Source organism: Endozoicomonas sp. YOMI1 (genome assembly GCF_024606345.1).
Lineage (GTDB): Bacteria > Pseudomonadota > Gammaproteobacteria > Pseudomonadales > Endozoicomonadaceae > Endozoicomonas.
Map to the genome: position 1 here is coordinate 1 of NZ_JAHHPM010000334.1, position 21,062 is coordinate 21,062.

The window sequence follows — 21,062 nt, forward strand, 5'->3', positions numbered from 1 at the left end:
TTTTGTTTTCATGCAGATAATATTACAGAAATGCTAAATTCCTGTTAATACTTAAGGCTTCCGGTTCTGCAAGCCCTCTACGGGCTTGTTGCTTATATCAACGCCCGATTGGGCGATGCTTTACGCAGGTTTTGGTAATGGGCAATCATTTGATTCATCCTGACTATCGCAGTATCCTTCAGCTTCTCAAAATCACCAAATGTTTTATGCCATTGCGCCTCGTTATCTGTGACAATCCGTTTTTCATTACCGAAAAATCTGAGTAAATAGGGATTGTGTTGTAATTCACATTCGATTGCCATGATAATTGCGGGATCGCCGCCCGTTGCACTCAACACATCAACATGTTTGTGCCCGGAGCTATAAATGATAACCCCATTATTGCGCAGGACATCAATCGCATTAATCACCTTTTTAAAGCAGTCATGGGCATGTTTATCATCTAAATGGTATGGCTTACAGTTTATCTCAATGCAATTAAGTGTATCCAGAAACGAGGTAATCTCAAAATCACTGTTCAGGGTATGCCGTATCCTGCCAGGTTCATTCACATCAAGGAACTTAAAACCCTGCTGTTCAAGGAGATTTCCAAGAGGATGCAGAGCTTTGCGTCTAGCGTCACTGTTCGAGTACGATAAACTGTTAATATAATATTCGAACTCTTCTCCAAATTTAAGGCATGGACTCATCAATGGATAAACGCTGCTCTCCACGAATTCAGACTTTTTGGCAAACAGACTGTCAATAACATGCATAAAGCGTCGTTCAAATATTTCTGCCATCATCGATTTGTTAAATGTTTCGCGCAGGTCATCATCGGTGCGTAAAACGCACGTCAACAAAGTATTATTGAGTTAGATTTTACTCCTTCTGAATGCTCTTGAAATATTTTCTTCAGAACATCATAAATCTCAGTAACCCGTCCAGCTGCGATTGTTTGGTCTGGCAAATATCGATTTTGTTCTCTTGCAAAAAAACCACGGTCTTCCTGGAGACCCTCCTTGTATAATATAAAGCCGATAAAAATATTGAGTGCCTCATCGGTTTTATCTTCTTCCTTCGTTTCTTTAGTCTGGTTTTTCGGTTTTTTAACGTCAGACTTTTCGATGGTTATTTTTTGATAATTCAATGTTTTGATAAGGTTCTGCAGCGTTTCCCGAAGATGATCAGCTGCGGACAGTGGAGTCAGGTAAATATCATGACCTGAAGCGGATACTGGACCAGGTCCGGTATCCGCTAAAGGGGGCAAGGCAAGAAACCTTGCGCTGTAAAACAGGTTGCTCTGAACCCGTGTAATAATGTTTGATATCAGCTGGCAAAAAAGCCTATGCCGCGTTGTCACTGATAGCCTGTTTAGCAACCGCTGCCCTGTTGTAGTGAGTCGGGCTCATTTCCGATGGCGGGGCCATTGATAGCCCCAGACTGAGATATATCCATATACTTAAATCCTGAAGTATTGTGTTTTTTATTGATTTTGACCATTAAGTCCAAAAAAAGTTCAAAGAATGACAATAAAGACCGCTCAGGGGGACCGTGGGAGGTAAGCTGCTGACTCAATGACTCTCTCACTGATTTTGTCAGGCCGGGACGTTACTCAGGCTAATACCGGTTGCCGTATTATCGGTTACCGGTTAAGCCTGATAACTTCGGGTTTATTACCAATTAACTCTAAAATGGCACCGGTGGAGGAACTCTACTACCGGGCCGAGAATAACTGTACGGATGTCCGGGATAAGCAGGTGGCATCTGCCATTGCTGAATTAATTTATAAACCTCACGTCTGAATTCATCAGGGGATAAATCTGTTTTTGAGAGTAATTGAGACGTTGCATAATGCAATTGCTCCTCAGATATTGGCATGGTTCTCAATAATCCAAGTAGCTCTTGACGTAATTCAGGATCCTGCTGTAACAGCATCAGCAAGGCATTTTGATCAGCGACATTTCCCAAAGGCAAACCTGAACTGTCATCACTGCCCAGCAGTTCGATCAGTGAAGGCACGATTTTGTCCAGCGACTTTCTTGCTTCATCGGTCATATCATTCTGGGAGTCAATTAATATCTTGGCCCTGAACAACGCTGCGGTTTCTTTTGGAATCTTCACATGACAGTTATAGGCTCTATTAAACAGCTCAATAACCTTTTTCTGAATATCATCGCCCTCCTCACGCTCACGATAGGGCATCAACATCAAGACCTCCTGCTTAAGCTTATCCCACTTTGCTTTATCAGATTCATAGTCAGCCAATGTTTGCAGGCATTGAATCACCTCATCCGCATAATGACTTCTCGTAGCTACACCAGACTCTTGACGGAGTCTCTCCATCGCTCCAAGAATGGTATAAGTGGCTTTCACCGCATTTCTCGAGACTTTCTGCGCATTACCCAAGTCAATAAAGTAAATATTCAGTCTGCCATTCTCAACGGCGACCATCACATTACCATCATGCATGTCCGCATTAAAAAATCCCGTCTGGGCATAACAGTAAGACCAATAATGGAATGCCAGGTTTTTCAAACTGAATCTGAAGGCGACTAGGTGATCATCCGTTATTTTCGCAGGATCGGTATTAAATAACTTTGCCGCAAGCCCCCGAAGTTTAGGCTGGTCATTTTCGCTTAGCGTAACCCCATCAATTTTTTCCATGCCTAACGCATGGGGAGATGCGGTGTCACCGTAAACGGCCGGAACTTTAAAATTAACCGGAAGCCTGAGCAGAACCTCACCGGTATCAGGATGCTGGATAGGCCACCCATTTGGCCGGGAAGGCAGTGCATACGCACAATCCGGCAAGTCACTTTGCTTAATATCATAAATATGCTGTTGCTTGATGGCCTTGTTAGCATAATCCTGTTGCCGAGTTCTGTTGGCTTCAGTGATCAGATTCAATTCTTCCTTGACACTGTCAAAGAATGAGAAAATGGCATGTTTGGTCCCTTTATCAATTGAACTGGGTGAAAAGAAGGTAACCAGCCCCAGCATGAACCTGAGAACCCGTAAATCTGAATAAACCCGGGTTTCACTGGCAGGGGATACGGTCTTGACAATCAGACGCCCTCCTCCGTTCAGGATAATCTCATTGACTTCACCAATTGAACCGGTGCCGAGATTAACCCTTTCATCCAATCGTTCCGGGTCGTAATCAATACCCGCTTCATCAAGACAGTGAATAAGCTCAGCCTTGGTCATTGGCTTATTGCTGGTGGTGACATGAGATAAAGCTTTAGTAAATTTCTCATGGTCATCACGAAACACATCTTCGGCAATTGAGGGAGAACTGCATACAAACTGAATTGCCTTTACCAGAATTCCCCCCTGAGCTCTTTCTGCGGCGTTTTGGAGGCTCTCAATACTGCTACCATGCCGCCAGATGCTGAAGATAATCCCCATCATCTTGAACGTTCTGACCGCACTGGCAAACCCATGTTTGATCTGTTCACCCAGCCATTCAAGCGAAGATAGTGTTCGGGGCTGTCGTCCAACAATTACCTGATCATCAGGTATTTTAGAGGGATTATCAGGGTCAAATTGTTGTTCGCCCAGATTTGACACAGGTGGGACAGGCTTAACACTATGACCTGCCGGATAAGCCATTGGTCCATAAGGCGTTTGTTGCGGCGTAAAGGCCGCAGAATGGACGCCTTGCGATAATGGATCAACTTTTGGGTGATAACTGGGGTGACTCGGCATTGCGTTGGCCGGGTTACAATGTCCATTGTCTGGCATCATTGGCAGGTCTCCTTATTGTTATTAGTGGAAAAATTACTGTTTTAAAACAAAAAATGTGATTTGGCCCAATTGGGAAATCATCACACATTAATTAACTAGTAATTGAGACTGATTAAAAGATTAAAAGTTCAATATTATTTCTGTTTTAAATAAAGCAACAACTTAAAAACATCATTATTCATCGATTAATGCTCTTAAAAAAATAAATCAAACGGATAAATACTCCATAATTTAAAACCAAAGTGTCAATTAAGAACCATTGTAAAACCTGCAGTAGTTTAAGGGCAGATTTCGTTTTTATCGGTTCAAAGGGTCGGCATAGAAAGAGAATCAACGAAAAAGGTTGTGTTGTGGTATTGATGCTTCTTAGGGTGGATATTAAGCTGCGCCCTCCATTTTCAATGGATTTCCGATGGAACTACGAAAGACACAAAGAGCACAAAGAAGAGATTTTTCTTTCCCTTCGTGCTCTTTGTGTCCTTCGTGGTTCCATCTTTAACTTCCCGAAGCAGGGAGTAGGCGCTTAATGTCTACCCTAAGATTGATTCCCAAGGGGCTGGATCTAAAGCTGTTCCCACTGAATTTCATTCCCGTGAATTCGCTGGGCTGACAGGTAATAAACAACCTGCCCGGCCTCCACACGGTCATTGCCGGGGGGATTTAACCTCAGGTTATCCCCGGTGGCAGACCCGGCCACTCCGAGGGCTATGGCTTCGTGATGAATTTTAAAAAACGCCAGCAGTCGACCAAAGGTAGTACCCGCAAAATCTTCAGGCACACAAACACTGTACTGTGTTGGCCCAGTCAACGTTGATAACAGTTGCTGTTGCACACGAGAGGATCCCGGATCCTGGGCAGAGCGGACCAGAAGTTCCATGGAAAGATTACTGTGACACTCTATTTGCGGGCAGTGGGACTGAAGCAGGTCTACCATCTGCAGACTTTCAAACCAGGCAACAATATGGGCCTTCGTTTTTGTCGCGGCAATACTCAGGCAGGTGGCCAGGGTCTGATCATCGGAGTCACGGAACACGATCACTCTGGCCGCATTGCCAATACCGGTTCGCTGAATAAACGTTTGATCCGTCAGGCTTTCCCCTCGAACAAACAAAATCTGTTCAGGAAAAGGATTCTCCATTTCCTGGCTGGTGCAGAGTAATACCTTACGGTTCTCACGACGTTTGTCGCCAAAAATCAGCTGCAACATTTTCGGGGTGTGATTCCGATTCCAGCCACATATTACGATATGATTTTCCAAACCTGAGTAATCGCCTTTGCCCTGCATTCCTCTACTCCATACCCGAAGAAAAAATGATGACAGCTTCCCCAGCGTCCCTGCGAGAAGCACAACGCCACCGGGGAGAATAAACAACGCGGCCAGAATCCGACCAGGCGCACTGCCCGGACTCAGATCGCCATAACCGACGGTGGTCGATGTTGTGACATAAAAATAGAACCACTGATCAAAAGGCAGAAGCGCTGATTCACCGGCCAGCCACATCAGCGCCCAGGATAAAATAAAGTGGCCCAGCAACACCATCAGCAAAGCCAGCCAGCTCAGTTTCAGAAACTGATGGTGGAAGAAACGCAAAGTTGATTTCAGAAAACTCAAGTTAACCGCTCCATGAGTGATCCAGGAGCCTGTCGAGCCCGAAGAAGTCCGACAGCCTATCGATGTGCGATGGTAACACATACAGTCATAACATTAACTTATAACATCAGTTATTCAGATCATTTGGAAACATAATAAAATCAATATTTGCTATGTATATAGCATAAAGATACGGATAATTGGCATAAACACGGATTGTTGATCAATCGTACCTGTCGCATTCTCTGGCTCTTTTGCAACTTATCAGCGGACCACCATGCGACATCTGACTCCTGAAAAGCACCCCGCTTTTGTTCTGATCCTCCTGGCCCTGTTTGCGATACTGGCACTGACGCTTTTGCCAGAGCACAAGCAGGAAACAACCACGGAAACTACATCACAAAATTCTGTGCTGGCAGGCTATAAAGCGGTGCTGACTGATTCCCGCTACCTGCGCTTCACTATCGGCGCCGGTGCAGCATTTGCCGGAGCCTTTGTATTTGTCGCAGGAGGCTCCTTTGTGGTTATTGGTCAGTTAGGAATTTCTCCTGCAACCTATGGTTATCTGTTTGCTGTGGCTATTGCCAGCTACCTGCTCAGTGCATCCATGGGCCCTCAACTGACCGCCAGCATGAGCCGAAGCCAGAGCACACTGGTCGCTGGTAGCCTGCTGCTGATCGGTGCCATGGTTTCCCTGGTGAGTGGTCTGCTGACGGACGGTCAATCGATCACCGGCTATGTTGCGGGTATCGCTATTTATGAACTGGGCCTCGGTCTGTTTATGCCACTCTGTCAGGCCAGAGCCACTGAACATATGAAAGAGAATATGGGTACCGCTGCGGGCCTGATTTTCTTTATTGAGATGCTGCTGGCAACACTGATCAGTGCGTTGATCGGCTTCCTGCCAGAAGCGGGCACCCTGTCACTTTCAACTATTACCTTAATCGCTGGTGCCATCTCCGGTTTCTGTCTGATGAAAACCAGCGATGTATCAGAAGCCACTCCACAGGCTGCCTGAATCTGTTACTATCAAAACGGGTATGAGTCCCCATACCCGTTTTCTCAGACTGTTTCAGGTACCTGTTATCTATGAGCGATACCGTATATATGGAGATGGCCCACTCCCTGGCCAAATTATCAAAGTGTGTGCGCCTCCAGGTAGGCTGTCTGCTGGTCAAGGATGGACGGGTGCTTTCCACAGGGGTTAATGGCACGCCTTCAGGCTATATCAACTGTAATGAGGCCGACTACGAAGAACACCACTCCTGGTCGCTCAGGCATGAAATTCATGCTGAACTCAATGCGGTCATCTGGGCAGCACGGTTGGGCACCCCCATTGAAGGTGCTACCGCTTATGTGACCCACAGCCCCTGTGATCAGTGCACCAAGAACCTGTTAGCGGCCGGTATCCAGCGCATCGTGTATGACATCCAGTACGACCGCAATCCTCAGGAAGAACTATCACAGTTCTGTCGGGAAAACGGCGTCGCTATCGAGCAGGTATCCATTCACAAAACCTGGGAGGCTGTCCGAGAATAGACTTACCGTATCAGGGTCTCGGGAAAGCCCGCTAAATAATATCCGAGACATGTTGTGGATCGATAAAATTACGAAAGTCATAGAACTTTTCAGCCAAATGAGAATAGTCATCGGGGGAGTGGCCATACAGTGATCGGCACGTCTGGTCTTTTACCCTCTGGCAGGTAAAATCCCAATGAATATCTGTCATTACATGAGCCGCTGTTGAAAATTGAGCACCAAGCTGTACACAAAATTCAGGATGAACGTGATCTAGCAGACATTTAATGTCCTTTTTCAGCAAACCGGGGTTACTGAACCAAAGCGATGAAGGCAAGCACTGAAAGGATTGCTGAAAAACAGACTCCACCTGTTCACGCACACAGTTCAAAATAGATAACCGTAACTCTGCTTTTAATGCCTGGATCGATTGGCCAGAACGACGACATTGAGCATAAAGTGCATGGTTATCAAAACTCTTACATCTCAAAAGCCACTCTCTATTTTGGATAAAATGTAACTGTGCCACCGGGTTTTCAATCTTTGCCACATAGTGATCAATGATTGCCAAAACCCCATCATAATCTTCCCGGCCTATGTCAAGGAGGAGAAGCCGATTGGTTAAATCATTTCTGAAAGCGCGGGTATACATCCAGTGACGCTCAACTTCTTTTATTGACAAGCCAACAGGAATTTTAACGCCCTGAATCACAGTAAACCGAACCGGTTCAGACTTTCCAGTGACGAGTTGCCATTGGTTATCGGTCAGGCTCTGTTGTTGATGATGATCGGTTTGCCCCTCAAGCTCTGATCCACTGTTAACATTTAGCTCTGACTCAAGATCTGGCACTTGAATAGACAAACGCTTTTCAGCCTGAACGTCGGGTGATTTTTTTTCCTTGCAAGTTTCCTGGCAAGCTTGCCTCCTGCCTACAGCAGGCTGACTCTTTTTCTTACCTTTACTTTTCCTGGCAAGTCCTCTTTCTGGCGTCTTTTCCACAGCATCTTTACGGTAAAATTTATTAGCTCCCAACAATGACAGGGCATTTTTTTCAGATTTCATTTCCTCTAACTGGTTCTCCAATTCCAGAATTTTTTCACCAACCAGTTTAATCTCCATGGGCAATTTAAACCTGACCGACCTTACATTACTTTTCTTTTCCTGCGCATGTAAAAAACATCGGTAAGCTTTCCACTGCTTTAGCGAGCCTGGCAGATCTCCTCGTTTTTCAAGCAACATGGCAATATATTTATTCATTTCAGGCCGTGAGCTAATCACTGCCCGATAGTTAAGTTCTGCTTTACCGAGCAGTTCCGTGTATTGCTCACCTGACCCGCCCTGAGATCTGGCAAGCTTTTCGTAAAGAATACCTAACAATGCTTTAACACAAACATCTTTAACGTTGTCCTTTTCAAGAAACTGAATGGCTAATTGGTATTTACCCTTTGATGCCATGGAAAGCCCGAAATAAAGTGTTTTACTTTTACGCCTGGAAAATTCAAGAAGTGCTGATGCCTTGGAAGGATTACCCAACATATAATAATACAGGGCGATTCTTTCAGAACGTAGTTGTACCTTTCGTGTCGATCCACGCATCGATAGAACTAATTCATAAGCACTATCCATGGCTCTCTTGAGTATTTCAGCGTATTGATTTTTATGGTCATTTATTTCAATTTGAATGAATTCCAGATATTCAAGCGCTTTTTCCGGATTCAAAGTAGTAGAGTAAGGCCAACGGGAAAACCCAAGATCATTCCAGAGCATGGTTAACAGCGCAAGAGTATTGTATTTTTCAGAATTTTCAGCAACACTTCTAAACACTTCAACATCCTCCAGGACTTCTGCGATTGAAAAGCAGGTACATTTTGCAAGTGCAATCTCTGATTCCTGTTTAGGGCATCTCTCCAACGCCGAGCTTAATGCGGCTAATTGGGCCTTTTCAGTAGTTTTCCAGCGATAAGTTATCAAAAATCCTGCAGTGAGAAGGTTTAAAATCCAATAGTCAGCAACACGACAGATGCCTCTTTCAATACTGGCAATCGTCATTTTATGAAGAATAATATTGTATGTTATTACCTGTCCGGGGATGGCTAACTTTGAAGCAGTATTTTTTCCAGGAGAGTAGCCATGGGATAATACTGAATATTCCACAGCTACCTTGTTGTAAAAATGCGCCAATGCTTGAAGAAAAGCAAAATAGGCAATCTCTTTCTCATAAACGGCTAACTCTGTGTCTAATAAAAGTGCGTTAAAGTAATTATCAAGAAATTCAACATTGGCAATATTAACTACTTCAATACAATTTTCATCATAATATTCCTGATAAAGATAGTGAAAAATAATCACTATTTTATCGAGCTTCGTCAAACTAAAAGAACTTGAACTGCTGCTATCGCTGTTTCCTGCTGATGAGATAAGTACTTTTTTCAACTCGTCAAAACCTTGCAAAAACAACTTGCTTTTATCAGAAAACTCAATAGATTTTTCCAAATGCTCACCAGCTGTCTTCATTTGCTCACAAGCGGAATAAAACTTCATTAAAGAGTCAATTTCAGGAAAGTATTTGTCGTTACTGGGAAGCCACCATAAATTCAGCACCTTTAGGTGAGCACTGCCATCTGGTGGTGGTAATAAGTCTCGGAGAGCATGAAGCTTACTGAATTCTTTCTGATCACTTGGCATTCCGTACAACATTCTTGTGAGAATATTCTCCTGAATATACAGTGCCGCCAACTTAAATCTTATCAATTCCTGATGTGGTATCTCACCATGAACGCCTGTGACATCAATGATCTGTTTTTTTATTTCGCTAAGCTGCTGGACCAATTCCTCCGGGTCCAGAACTGCCTTCTGTTCAGCTTGTTTTTGAGCACTCTCCAATTTAAGGTTCTGTAACGCACCTTCACACAGTGATGCCTGAGCCGTATCACACTGGCTTGATTTCAATTGAGCATGCGTACTAACCACATGCGACTCTTCAATGACACAAGCCTCCCTGTTAACAATGCTTTTCCCATTCTCATCTCTGAACGTGCCTGCCTCAGTGAGCGCCTGTTCACCGACCAACACTGTTGGTGTCAACGGTTGTGTATCAGAACACATCTGCCCACTCTCAAAGCTATGCCTTACTGGGGTGTGGCTGCTACTTATTGGGTCCATAATTTGTCGCCTGTTTATTTATATTGATCAATAGATACCCCCGGTTGGGGAAGGTTTCACTACATTGGCACTATGGATCATTTATTTTCAGAACACTTACACTATTTCCTGACCCATTAGAAACCAGAGGCAGCCGGGGGGTAAGTTCTGTGTTCTGCTACTATAGCCCGCTAAATAATATCCGAGACATGTTGTGGATCAATAAAGTTACGAAAGTTATAGAACCTGTCGGCCAAATTGGAATAGTCCCCGGGGTAGTGTCCATACAGTGAACGACACATCTGGTCTTTTCCCTTCTGGCAGGTAAACTCCCAATGAATATCTTTCATGACATGAGCCGCTGTTGAAAATTGAGCACCAAACTGTACACAAAATTCAGGATGTACGTGATGCATCAGACATTTAATGTCCTCTTTCAACAGGTCGGGGTTACTGAACCAAATCGATGAAGGCGGGCACTGAAAGGCATGCTGGAAAACAGACGCCACCTGTTCACGCACACATTGCAAAATAGATAACCGTAACTCTGCTTTTAATGCCTGAATTGATTGACCAGTACGACAACATTGAGCATAAAGTGCACGGTTATCAAAACTCTTACATCTCAAAAGCCACTCTCTATTTTGGATAAAGTGCAACTGTGCTACCGGGTTTTTAACCCTGACCACATAGTGATCAATGATTGCCAAAACCCCATCATAATCGTCTCTGCCAACGTCAAGGAGGAGAAGCCGATTGGTCAGGTTATTTCTGAAAACACGACTACACGCCCAGTGACGTTCAACTTCTGTCATTGAAAAGTCAACAGGAATTTTTACGCCCTGATTCACAGTAAGCCGAACCGGTTCAGGCTTGCCAGTGACGGGTAGCCCTTGTTTCTCGATCAGACTCTGTTGCTGATGATCAGTTTGCCCCTCACACTCTGACCCACTATTAACGTTTAGCTCTGGCTCGAGATCCGGCACTTGATTAGAACCACGCTTTTCGGTCTGGATATCAGCTGGCTTTTTTTCCTTGCAAGTTTCCTGGCAAGCCAGCCTGCTGTAAACAGCAGGCTGGCTGTTTTTTTTACCTTTCCTTTTCCTGGCAGTTTTACTTTCAGGTTTCTTTTCCTCAGCATCTTTTCTCGAGGATTTACTTCCACCCAATAGTAACTCTGCATTTTTTCCAGATTTATTTTTCTCTAACTTGCTCTCCAATTCCAAAATTTTTTCACCAACCAGTTTAATCTCCATGGGAATTTTAAACCTTACCGACCTTATATTATTTTGCTTTGCCTGCCCATGTAAAAAACATCGGTAAGCTTTCCACTGCTTTACTGCGCCTGGGAGATCACCTTGCCTTTCAAGCAACATGGCAAAATATTTATTCATTTCAGGTCGTGAGCTAATCACGGACCGATAGTTAAGTTCCGCTTTACGGAGCAGTTGATATTTTTCACCTGAATCAACCTTAGAACTGGCAAGCTTTTCGTTAAGAATACCCAGCAATGCTTTTATACAAACATCTTTAGCACTGTCCTTTTCAAGAAACTGAATGGCTAATTCGTATTTGCCCTTTGATGCCATGGATAGCCCAAAGTAAAGTGTTTTACTGTTACGTTTGGCAAACCTGAGAAGTTCCGATGCCTTGCCCGGATCACCCGACAGAAAATAAAACAGGGCGATTCTTTCAGAACATAGTTTGGCCATCTTTGTCGATCCCTGGGCCAATAGATTTAACTTATAAGCAGCATCCATGGATTGCTTGACGATTTCGGCAAATTTATTCTTGTGGTCATTTATTTCAGCATGAATAAATTCCAGATATTCTAGCGCTTTTTCCGGATTCAAGGTGGTAGAGTATGGCCAACGGGAAAACCCAAGATCATTCCAAAGCATGGTTAACAGTGCAAAAGTATTGTATTTTGAAGCATTATCAGCAACACTTTCAAACACTCCCACGTCCTCCAGAATTTCTGCTATTGCAAAACAATCAAATTTTACCAGTGCAATCTCTGATTCTTGTTTTGGGCTTATCAATAACGCCGAGCTTAGCGCTGTTAATAGGGCCCTATCACTCGATTTCCAGCGATAATTCATCAAAAACCCTGAAGAAAAAAGGCTTAAAACCCAATAGTCAGCGACACGAAAGATACCGCTGTTAATATTGGCAACCATCATTTTATGCAGGATATTATTGTAAGTTATTGTCTGTTGGAGGGGAGCTAGCTTTAGCTCGGTACTTTTTCCGGCAGGGTAGCCAAGCCCTAATACGGTACATTCTAAAGCCAGCTTATTGTAAAAAAGTCCCAGTGATTGTAGAAAAGCAAAATAGGCAATCTCTTTTTCATAGCAGGAAAACTCGGTTTCTAATAAAAGCTCATTATAATAATTTTCAAGAATATCTATATTTGTAATATTAACTAATCCAGTATAGCCATCACTGTTGAATTCCTGATAAAGATGGTGAAAAATAACCACTATTTTATCGAGTCTGGTCAAGTTAAACCTGCCTTTTTCAACAATGGGTCTAATTCTGTCTGAGAACTCTTTGCTATCTGACACTTCACAGAATGACTCTGAATCAGCAGAACCTGAACTGCTGCTATTAAGTAACTTAAAAGCTTCCTGCAAATGCCTGCTGGCCAACTGTAACTTAAAAAAAGAATCAACGGCTGATTCAGGAAAGTATTTGTCGTTACCGGAAAGCCACCATAAATCAAGTACCTTTCTAAGAGCACCACCCATGGGTCCATGTGGTATTAAGTCTCCAAGAGAATGAAACTTACTGAGTGCTGCATCATGACTTGAGATGCCGTGCAACATTCTTGTGAGGATATTCTCCTGAATATACAGTGCACCTAACTTAAATCTTAGCCATTCCTCATGGGGTATCTGACCATGAACGCCTGTGAGATCAATGATCTGTTTTTTTACTCTGCTTAACTGTCGGAGCATCTCCGGGTCAAGAGCCTGCTTTTTTTCAGCTGCCCCCGATCTAACTTCCTGTAATGCTCCTTGAGAAAAGGGTACTTGAGCCGCATCACACTGGCTTGATTTCAATTGGCCATGGGTACTAACCACATCAGACTTTTCAATTACACGAGCCTCCCTGTTAACAATGCTTTTCCCATTACCATCTCTGAACGTGCCTGCCTCAGTGAGCGCTTGTTCGCCGACCAACACTGTTGGTTGCAACGGTTGTGCATCAGAACACATCTCCCCACCCTCAAAGCTATGCCTTACCGGGGTGTGGATGCTACTCATCGGGTCCATAATTTATCACCTGTTTATCTATGTTGATCAATTAGATCCCCCCGGTTGAGGGAAGGTTTCACAAAATTGGAACTATGGACTATTTATTTTCAGAACCTATACACTCACACTTTTTCCTGACCCATTAGAAACCAGAGGCAGTCAGGGGTTAAGTTCTGGTACTATAGCCCGCTAGAAAAAATAACACTGGTTGCTATCCATGCTGCAAGCTACGCCACACCAAAAAAAAACCTTCCCTGACCTGACACAACTGCTGGAAAAACGCATTCTGATTCTTGATGGAGCCATGGGCACCATGATTCAGGACTATAAGCTGGGGGAAGCGGACTACCGTGGCGAACGCTTTGCCAGTCATTCCTGCGATGTAAAAGGCAACAATGATCTTCTAGTATTGACCCGTCCGGATATTATTCAACAGATCCACCGGGAGTATCTTGAAGCCGGTGCCGATATTCTGGAAACCAATACCTTTAACGCCACCACCATCGCCATGGCAGATTACCAGATGGAAGATCTGGTACCGGAAATTAATCGCCAGGCAGCCCGTCTTGCCCGTGAAGTGGCCGATGAATTCACCCAGGCTAACCCGGATAAACCCCGTTTTGTCGCCGGTGTTCTTGGTCCAACCAACAGAACCGCTTCCATCTCCCCTGATGTCAATAATCCCGGCTACAGAAATACCAGTTTCAACGAACTGGTAAGCGCATATCAGCAGGCCGCAAAAGCATTGATTGAAGGCGGCGCTGATATCCTGCTGATAGAAACCATTTTTGATACCTTGAATGCCAAAGCGGCCATCTATGCAGTTCGTGACCTGTTTGATCAGCTGGGCTTTGCACTGCCGATCATGATTTCCGGCACCATAACCGATGCTTCCGGTCGAACCCTGTCCGGACAAACGACAGAAGCATTCTGGAACTCGGTGGAACATGCCCGGCCCCTATCCGTTGGTCTGAATTGTGCTTTAGGCGCCAGCGAGTTACGCCCGTATCTTGAAGAACTGTCGAACTGCGCAGGCACCTGGATCAGTGCTCACCCCAATGCCGGTCTACCCAACGCGTTTGGTGAATATGACCAGAGTCCGGATGAGATGACAGAGATTGTTGCTGAGTTTGCCCACTCCGGCCTGGTCAATATTATTGGTGGCTGCTGTGGTACCACACCGGCACATATTAAAGCTATTGCCGAAAAGGTTGCTGATATTCCCCGGCGAGCCATGCCGACCATTCCGGTGGCTTGTCGTTTAAGTGGTCTGGAGCCATTTACCATTGATCAAGACTCACTGTTCGTCAATGTTGGTGAGCGCTGTAATGTCACCGGTTCCGCCCGCTTCAAACGGCTGATTATCGAAGAGGATTACGATACAGCTCTGGACATAGCCCGTGACCAGGTGGAAAACGGTGCCCAGATTATCGACATCAACATGGATGAAGGGATGCTGGATGCCAAAAGCGCCATGACCACATTCCTGAATCTGGTGGCCTCCGAGCCGGATATTTCCAGAGTCCCGATCATGGTGGACTCCTCCAGGTGGGAGGTCATCGAAGCAGGGCTGCAATGCATTCAGGGCAAGGGCATTGTCAATTCCATCAGTCTGAAGGAAGGTGAAGATATTTTCCGCAGGCAAGCCCGCCTTTGCCGCCATTATGGCGCCGCCGTTGTGGTGATGGCCTTTGATGAGCTGGGTCAGGCGGATACCGAAGCCAGAAAAATAGAAATATGCCAGCGGTCCTACGACATTCTGGTCAATGAAGTCGGCTTCCCGCCCCAGGACATTATTTTTGACCCCAATATTTTTGCCGTGGCCACCGGTATCGATGAGCACAATAACTACGCGGTGGATTTTATCAATGCGGTTCAATACATTCGCGAGAATTTGCCCCATGCCATGAGTTCCGGTGGTGTCAGTAATGTCTCTTTCTCTTTTCGGGGGAACAACCCGGTTCGGGAAGCCATTCATGGGGTCTTTCTCTACCATGCCATCAAGGCCGGACTGACCATGGGCATTGTTAATGCCGGGCAGTTGGAAATCTATGAAGAAATTCCCGAAGCACTGAAAGACAAGGTTGAAGACGTTATTCTCAACCGTTCAACCCATGGGACTGAAGGGCTGCTGGCCATCGCTGATCAATACCGGGAAGGTGGTTCATCCGGCAAAAAAGAGGAAGATCTGGCCTGGCGGGAATGGCCTGTTAACCAGCGACTGGAACATGCGCTGGTCAAAGGTATTACCACCTGGATTGTTGCAGATACTGAAGCGGCAAGACTGGCAGCCAGCCGTCCTATTGAGGTGATTGAAGGCCCACTGATGGATGGCATGAATGTGGTGGGCGACCTGTTTGGTGCTGGTAAAATGTTTCTGCCCCAGGTGGTGAAAAGTGCCCGGGTGATGAAACAGGCGGTGGCTCATCTTGTGCCCTTTATAGAAGAGGAGAAAGGCGACAGTGCCCGATCCAATGGCAAGATTTTGCTGGCGACGGTAAAAGGTGATGTACACGACATTGGTAAGAACATTGTTGGTGTCGTTCTGGCCTGTAACAACTTTGAGGTTATTGACCTTGGGGTCATGGTTCCCTGTGAAACCATTCTGAAAACCGCAGTGGAAGAAGACGTTGATATTATCGGACTCAGTGGCCTGATCACCCCATCACTGGATGAAATGGTTCATGTTGCCAGTGAAATGCAGCGTCAGGGCATCAAACTCCCACTGATGATTGGTGGAGCGACCACATCACGGGCCCATACGGCGGTGAAAATTGAGCCACAGTTTCAGGATGACCTTGCCATCTATGTCACGGATGCCTCCCGCAGTGTGGGAATTTCAACCCGGCTGATGAGTGATTCATTAAAGCCCGCCCTGGTGGCAGAGACCCGTTCCGAGTATGAAAAAATCCGGATCCGCCACGGAAAAAGGGGAAACAAACGGGCACTCCTCACTTATCAGGAAGCCCTGGATAATGCCTTCAAGCCGGACTGGTCCCGTTACCAGCCACCGGTTCCAACGTTTACCGGCGTTAAAGTGTTTGATGATTTCCCGCTGGAGGAATTGGTCAATTACATCGACTGGACACCGTTCTTTATTACCTGGGATCTGGCCGGTAAGTTTCCCGCCATTCTGAAAGATGAAGTGGTCGGTGAAGCAGCCACCAGCCTGTATCAGGATGCACGGCAGATGCTGGATAAACTGGTCAACAAAAAGTTGATCCGTGCCCGGGCAGCTATAGGCTTCTGGCCTGCCAACCAGATCAATCAGGATGATTTGGCCATCTACCGTGATGACACCAGAAGCGAAATCAAAACAACCCTGCACCATCTCCGCCAGCAGGCACCAAAACCGGAGGACAAGCCCAATTACAGCCTGTCTGACTTTGTAGCCCCGGAATCATCCGGTTTGCCTGACTATGTTGGTGGTTTTGTGGTGACGGCAGGTATTGGCGCAGACCCACTGGCCAGACGATATGAAGAAGCGGGTGATGACTATAACAGCATCATGGTGAAAGCTCTGGCGGACCGTCTGGCGGAAGCGTTTGCGGAATGTATGCATGAAAAAGTGCGCAAGGAGTACTGGGGTTATGCCTCCAATGAGCAGTTCAGTAATGAAGAGCTGATCAGGGAGAAATACGCCGGTATTCGTCCAGCGCCCGGCTACCCAGCTTGCCCGGACCATACGGAGAAAGCCACGTTGTTTACTCTGCTCAATGGTGAAGAAAATGCCGGCGTGTCACTCACCGAACACTTTGCCATGATGCCTGCGGCCAGTGTCAGTGGCTGGTATTTCTCCCATCCACAAGCGAAATATTTTGGCCTGGGTAAAATCGATAAAGACCAGCTGGCCGTTTACGCTGAACGTAAAGGCTGGTCGTTAGCAGAAGCGGAACGCTGGCTTCGCCCAAATCTTGCCAATTAGACCTTAACCCGGATATTTCATAAATAAATTACACATTTCAACGTCTCAAAAGTATGAGGGCAGTTTGCCCTCATACTTTTCATTCCACAATCGTTGAGGATCTATGCTCTGGGCCAAATGACAATCCCGCTCCCTGTGATGTTGTAACAGATGTATCAGCTCTGATGCGAATTGCCTGATGGTTTCTGGCATGTCACTCAGCCCTGACTTTTCGACCTTTTTCACATTTTCTGAAAAACCACAGGCAAGGCAGGTCAATAACGTGTTATCAGAGAATCTGGGAAATTCACCTGGCACCAATCCAGCCCGGGCGATTATCGATACAAGCCATGTTATATCATCCACTTTTGAATAATCATGACGCCACAATTGAAGAAAGAATTTATCAGCTTCAAAATTAATGTAATCAACTTTATGACCATTAAACCAGTCTTGAAATGACGAATAGCAATCCTCAACAGATCTGTTAAGGTAAACATCCCCTATATATTTATCATCACTATTGAACCTGGAACCCAACGCTGAATAACGTTCACTGCCAATAAAATCCACCAGCCCCCCTGGTTTTGATATGCAAAATCTAACTCAAGATGAGCGCCCATGTAGTTTATGTGCATATGTTCCAAGTCCTTTTCTGTTATGGCCATTGGAATACCCTGCCCTTGCCAATATAAGACATTAACAGTTTGGCATTTGATAAACTCTGCATAACTGCTATCCCGTAGTGCTTCTGTATCAAACAGCTTGTTTATTTCCATATCATCCAGACAGGGGATATTCTCATCAGGCAAGCGCTGGAATGCGATCAACTTTCTAATTCACAAAATTCTTTTTTTACGATTAAAACTTTGTTGATATCCAATCGATCAATACGTTCATGCATACATGTTGAATATTGGATAGCCTCTTGAAGTCCATTAATCATCTTCTCCAGATGTTGGTAAATGTTTGCAAAACCTCAGCAGAGGTTAATAGTTGTCGGCTTTGAAGGGTGGATAAAAACCGGAGGCTATCGGCCACAGAACCTGATATGGCAAAGCCCTTGATAGCCCTGTCTTGTAAAGATGTAAACAAAGATACCCCATTGCTTTTGCTTTCGAGCTGACTGTTGACCAATGGTTTATTGGCAACTTCGGCAATGGCTCTGTTTAAATCCTGTACATATAGTGGCTTTGATGATGTTATATCCATAATAACCCAATCCTTGTGTTCATTTTTTGATAAATCACTGATTTTGGACTTTTTTTCTTAGCGATAGTTCATCAATGCTGGAGATATTAAAACTTAATGAAGCAAAGGCTTGCCACCATTTTTCAGTTAGGATTCCCTATCATGCTGACCATGCTCTCCCAGAGCATGATCAACCTTGTTGACGCCGCGCTGGTGGGTCCCCTGGGAGAGGATGCCCTTGCTGCTGTGGGTGCTGGCAGCTACGGGAACTTTGTAGCGCTATCGTTGATGACCGGCCTTTCAGCGGCTATTCAGGCCCAGGTTGCTCGCCGCGTTGGTGCAGGCCGTTTGAATGAGTGTGCCATGCCAACCAATCACGGATTGATGATCGCATTCGGCTTTGCCATGCCAATCAGTATTATTCTGGTACTCACTTCCCCTTGGTTGCTGGCGTTATTTGATCAAAGCTCTCCCACCTTTAAAGGGGAAGCAACCGACTATTTTCAGATTCGGGTCATGGCCCTCACCGCAGCTGCGATGAACCTCTCATTTCGAGGTTTCTGGAACGGCATTGGTGAGCCAAACGGTTTTCTGAAACCGCTGATCTGCACCCATATTTGCAATGTGATCTTCAGTTTTATCCTGATCTACGGAAAACTTGGCCTGCCTGCCATGGGCGTGCAGGGAGCAGCCCTGGGAACCTTACTGTCCATGTACCTGGGAGCCGTTCTTAATTTCTGGCTGCTCAATAAGCGGGCCAGAAAATTCGGATTCCTGACTCAATGGAAAAATTGGGCGGCATTCAAGCGTCTGGTTCTTCTGGCTATTCCTGACTCCCTGCAACAAACCCTGTTTGCCCTTGGCATGATGATGTTGTTTGCCATTGTTGCCCAATTAGGTATCCGTGAAATGGCCATTGCCCATGTGTTGATGAATACCTCTCTGATGCTGATATTGCCAGGCCTGGGCCTGGGCATGGCTGCCAATACCCTGGTCAGCCAGAGTCTTGGAGCCCGCGAACCAGAGCTTGCCTGGCGCTGGGGGCAGGAAGTCATGTATACAGCCAGCGCCGTTTTACTGGTAATGAGCCTGCCATTAATTTTTACCCCTGAAGCGGTGCTGTCACTTTTTCTCCATGATCCTTCACTACTGGCAATGGGCTCAATCCCGATGCAATTAACCGGCATAGGCGTTGTTCTGGATGCGCCCTCTCTGGTATTTGTTCAGGCCTTACTTGGCGCGGGTGCCAACCGAACGGTGCTCTGTATCCGATTTGTTGCACAGTGGCTAATCCTGCTGCCACTGTGCTGGCTCATAGGTCCTGTTCTGGGGCTTGGTCTTACCGCAGTCTGGGCAATACCCACACTCCAGCGAATGATTACCTCCGTCAGCTTCCTGGCTGTCTGGCGCTCACGGCGGTGGAGTAAAATACAGGTTTAAGGATAGGGTTACTTATAGGGCATAAATATGCGAACTGAGCAGTGCTGTCAGCACAGAGTTCAGTTTATACGGACTCTAGTGGCACTCCCCGCCTTATCAGGCTGTCTCTTAGTCACAAATACCCGGGATAGTCAGAATTATCATTTTCTGGGTATTTTCTTGCTCTGGAGCCCTTGAAAACACTGGGATTTAATAGTTGGCCTGAAATATAAACAACACAGGTAATTCAATCTGTAACCCTTGACTACCAAGGGTTACAGGACTTGTGATAAAGAGACAGCCCCTTATCAGACCTTAAAATGATTATTAAGTTTCATTTCACCCCTGTTCGACCATAAAAGTCAGTTCGCTTTTTTCACCGGCCTCAATTTTCTGCCAGTGTTCATCGAAATTGATCAGGTCACACAGTGAAACACCATCCTGAAGTCTGGCAAGAACCCGTTCATCTCTGGCTTTAATCTCTTCAGCTATAGGAATCAAACGTGTTGCTTCTTCCAGGGATAAAACCAGTACCCCATCATCATCACCGAAGATAATCTCACCCGGACGAACTTCTACGCCACCACACTCAACTGTCTCCTGAGTATGAAATACCCGTTTTGACGTGCCTGACATTGGGGTAAAAGTCTGTGCATAAACCGGAAAGTTCATTGCTCTTACAGAAGCTGTATCACGAAAGGCCCCGTCAATGACAAAGCCAACAATCCCCTTACGCATTGCTTCTGTCGATAACAGCTCCCCTGCTACTGCCAATCGACTGCCTTGAGTCTCAATGACGATAACATCCCCGGGCAGGGCATCCTGAATTGACTTGATCACGGTAAGAAAGTCGTTATGACAGTTCACGGTATAGGCTGATCCGATAAGCTTCAGTCCCGTCTGAACCGGTCTTATTGCCGAGCTCATGACTCTCAGACGCTGGTCAGCATCAGCAAGATGGGCTGTATTCAAATCAGCCAGGTGGGAACGTATTTCATTTAACTCCATGGAGAACCTCAGGCATACCCGGTTATACAGCTGACCTGACAACCAGACTTTGCCAACCAGTTAATGCTGCCAGATCATCATCTTAGAGCTTAGCCTGAATCAGAAATTTCCCCATAAATTGTTAGAAACCAATCACTTCATAAATTTCATCCGGACATGGCGAATGGCTTTTCGCTGCCATGTATAAACAATATGAATGTTCGTTGCTCTGTTTTATCCCGGGCTCCCGAGGATTCACTTCTACCTTAAGTAGTTGGCCAAATGGAATCGTATATTTCTGGCTAAGTGGGCAGTTACTAT

At 45.5% G+C, this 21,062-nt stretch carries 13 protein-coding genes; 4 read left to right on the forward strand and 9 right to left on the reverse strand.

All coding sequences use genetic code 11. The annotated features are described in order from the left end of the window. Positions 1 to 92 precede the first annotated feature (92 nt). The 4 genes from KDK15_RS12095 to KDK15_RS12110 form a co-directional block, all read right to left on the reverse strand. Entirely contained in the window at positions 93 to 839 is a 747-nt protein-coding gene (locus KDK15_RS12095; protein WP_257295610.1) for a hypothetical protein, read from the reverse strand. Continuing rightward, the gene (locus tag KDK15_RS12100) at positions 836 to 1,249 is read right to left on the reverse strand and encodes a hypothetical protein (RefSeq protein ID WP_257295611.1); all 414 of its coding nucleotides are present in this window, start codon (positions 1,247 to 1,249) and stop codon (positions 836 to 838) included. Before KDK15_RS12100 ends, KDK15_RS12095 begins: the two co-directional genes overlap by 4 nt. Positions 1,250 to 1,668: 419 nt before the next feature. Beyond that, positions 1,669 to 3,729: an AarF/UbiB family protein gene (locus tag KDK15_RS12105; protein ID WP_257295612.1), complete on the reverse strand. Its 2,061-nt coding sequence runs from the start codon at positions 3,727 to 3,729 to the stop codon at positions 1,669 to 1,671. Between the two features lie 562 nt (positions 3,730 to 4,291). After that, positions 4,292 to 5,341 carry a potassium channel family protein gene (locus KDK15_RS12110; protein WP_257295613.1) on the reverse strand — a complete coding sequence of 350 codons (1,050 nt, stop codon included), beginning with the start codon at positions 5,339 to 5,341 and terminating at the stop codon, positions 4,292 to 4,294. A 256-nt stretch (positions 5,342 to 5,597) separates the two neighbouring features. On the opposite strand from KDK15_RS12110, the gene KDK15_RS12115 reads away from it, so the two are divergent. Then, entirely contained in the window at positions 5,598 to 6,338 is a 741-nt protein-coding gene (locus KDK15_RS12115) for an MFS transporter (RefSeq protein WP_257295614.1), read from the forward strand. Positions 6,339 to 6,409: 71 nt separating this feature from the next. Further along, complete coding sequence (locus KDK15_RS12120) at positions 6,410 to 6,859, forward strand: deaminase (RefSeq protein ID WP_257295615.1); 450 nt, start codon at positions 6,410 to 6,412, stop codon at positions 6,857 to 6,859. A gap of 31 nt (positions 6,860 to 6,890) precedes the next feature. On the opposite strand, the gene KDK15_RS12125 is transcribed toward KDK15_RS12120, so the two are convergent. Together KDK15_RS12125 and KDK15_RS12130 are read right to left on the reverse strand one after the other, a co-directional pair. Beyond that, positions 6,891 to 10,001: a hypothetical protein gene (locus KDK15_RS12125; protein ID WP_257295616.1), complete on the reverse strand. Its 3,111-nt coding sequence runs from the start codon at positions 9,999 to 10,001 to the stop codon at positions 6,891 to 6,893. A 170-nt stretch (positions 10,002 to 10,171) separates the two neighbouring features. Further along, positions 10,172 to 13,045, reverse strand: coding sequence for a hypothetical protein (locus KDK15_RS12130; RefSeq protein WP_257295617.1), 2,874 nt, complete (start codon positions 13,043 to 13,045; stop codon positions 10,172 to 10,174). 412 nt (positions 13,046 to 13,457) lie between these two features. On the opposite strand from KDK15_RS12130, the gene metH reads away from it, so the two are divergent. Continuing rightward, positions 13,458 to 17,165 carry a methionine synthase gene (gene metH, locus KDK15_RS12135; protein WP_257295618.1) on the forward strand — a complete coding sequence of 1,236 codons (3,708 nt, stop codon included), beginning with the start codon at positions 13,458 to 13,460 and terminating at the stop codon, positions 17,163 to 17,165. A 482-nt stretch (positions 17,166 to 17,647) separates the two neighbouring features. On the opposite strand, the gene KDK15_RS12140 is transcribed toward metH, so the two are convergent. Beyond that, entirely contained in the window at positions 17,648 to 17,923 is a 276-nt protein-coding gene (locus KDK15_RS12140; RefSeq protein WP_257295619.1) for a hypothetical protein, read from the reverse strand. Between the two features lie 163 nt (positions 17,924 to 18,086). Continuing rightward, positions 18,087 to 18,356, reverse strand: a complete 270-nt coding sequence (locus KDK15_RS12145; RefSeq protein WP_257295620.1) for a hypothetical protein — start codon at positions 18,354 to 18,356, stop codon at positions 18,087 to 18,089. 96 nt (positions 18,357 to 18,452) lie between these two features. Here KDK15_RS12145 and KDK15_RS12150 point away from each other — a divergent pair, with 96 nt between their 5' ends. Next, positions 18,453 to 19,775 (forward strand): MATE family efflux transporter, encoded by a 1,323-nt coding sequence (locus KDK15_RS12150; protein WP_257295621.1) that lies wholly within the window; start codon positions 18,453 to 18,455, stop codon positions 19,773 to 19,775. A gap of 318 nt (positions 19,776 to 20,093) precedes the next feature. Here the strand turns inward: KDK15_RS12150 and KDK15_RS12155 are convergent, their stop codons facing one another. Continuing rightward, positions 20,094 to 20,762 carry an RraA family protein gene (locus tag KDK15_RS12155; protein ID WP_257295622.1) on the reverse strand — a complete coding sequence of 223 codons (669 nt, stop codon included), beginning with the start codon at positions 20,760 to 20,762 and terminating at the stop codon, positions 20,094 to 20,096. Between the last annotated feature and the right edge of the window lie 300 nt (positions 20,763 to 21,062).

Excerpts from the sequence above, each read along its gene's own strand:
- KDK15_RS12105 (WP_257295612.1), bottom strand. The coding sequence starts at position 3,729 with ATGATGCCAGACAATGGACATTGTAACCCGGCCAACGCAATGCCGAGT.
- KDK15_RS12115 (WP_257295614.1), top strand. The coding sequence starts at position 5,598 with ATGCGACATCTGACTCCTGAAAAGCACCCCGCTTTTGTTCTGATCCTC.
- KDK15_RS12120 (WP_257295615.1), top strand. The coding sequence starts at position 6,410 with ATGAGCGATACCGTATATATGGAGATGGCCCACTCCCTGGCCAAATTA.
- KDK15_RS12125 (WP_257295616.1), bottom strand. The coding sequence starts at position 10,001 with ATGGACCCAATAAGTAGCAGCCACACCCCAGTAAGGCATAGCTTTGAG.
- metH (WP_257295618.1), top strand. The coding sequence starts at position 13,458 with ATGCTGCAAGCTACGCCACACCAAAAAAAAACCTTCCCTGACCTGACA.
- KDK15_RS12140 (WP_257295619.1), bottom strand. The coding sequence starts at position 17,923 with ATGGAAATAAACAAGCTGTTTGATACAGAAGCACTACGGGATAGCAGT.
- KDK15_RS12145 (WP_257295620.1), bottom strand. The coding sequence starts at position 18,356 with ATGGATATAACATCATCAAAGCCACTATATGTACAGGATTTAAACAGA.
- KDK15_RS12150 (WP_257295621.1), top strand. The coding sequence starts at position 18,453 with ATGAAGCAAAGGCTTGCCACCATTTTTCAGTTAGGATTCCCTATCATG.
- KDK15_RS12155 (WP_257295622.1), bottom strand. The coding sequence starts at position 20,762 with ATGGAGTTAAATGAAATACGTTCCCACCTGGCTGATTTGAATACAGCC.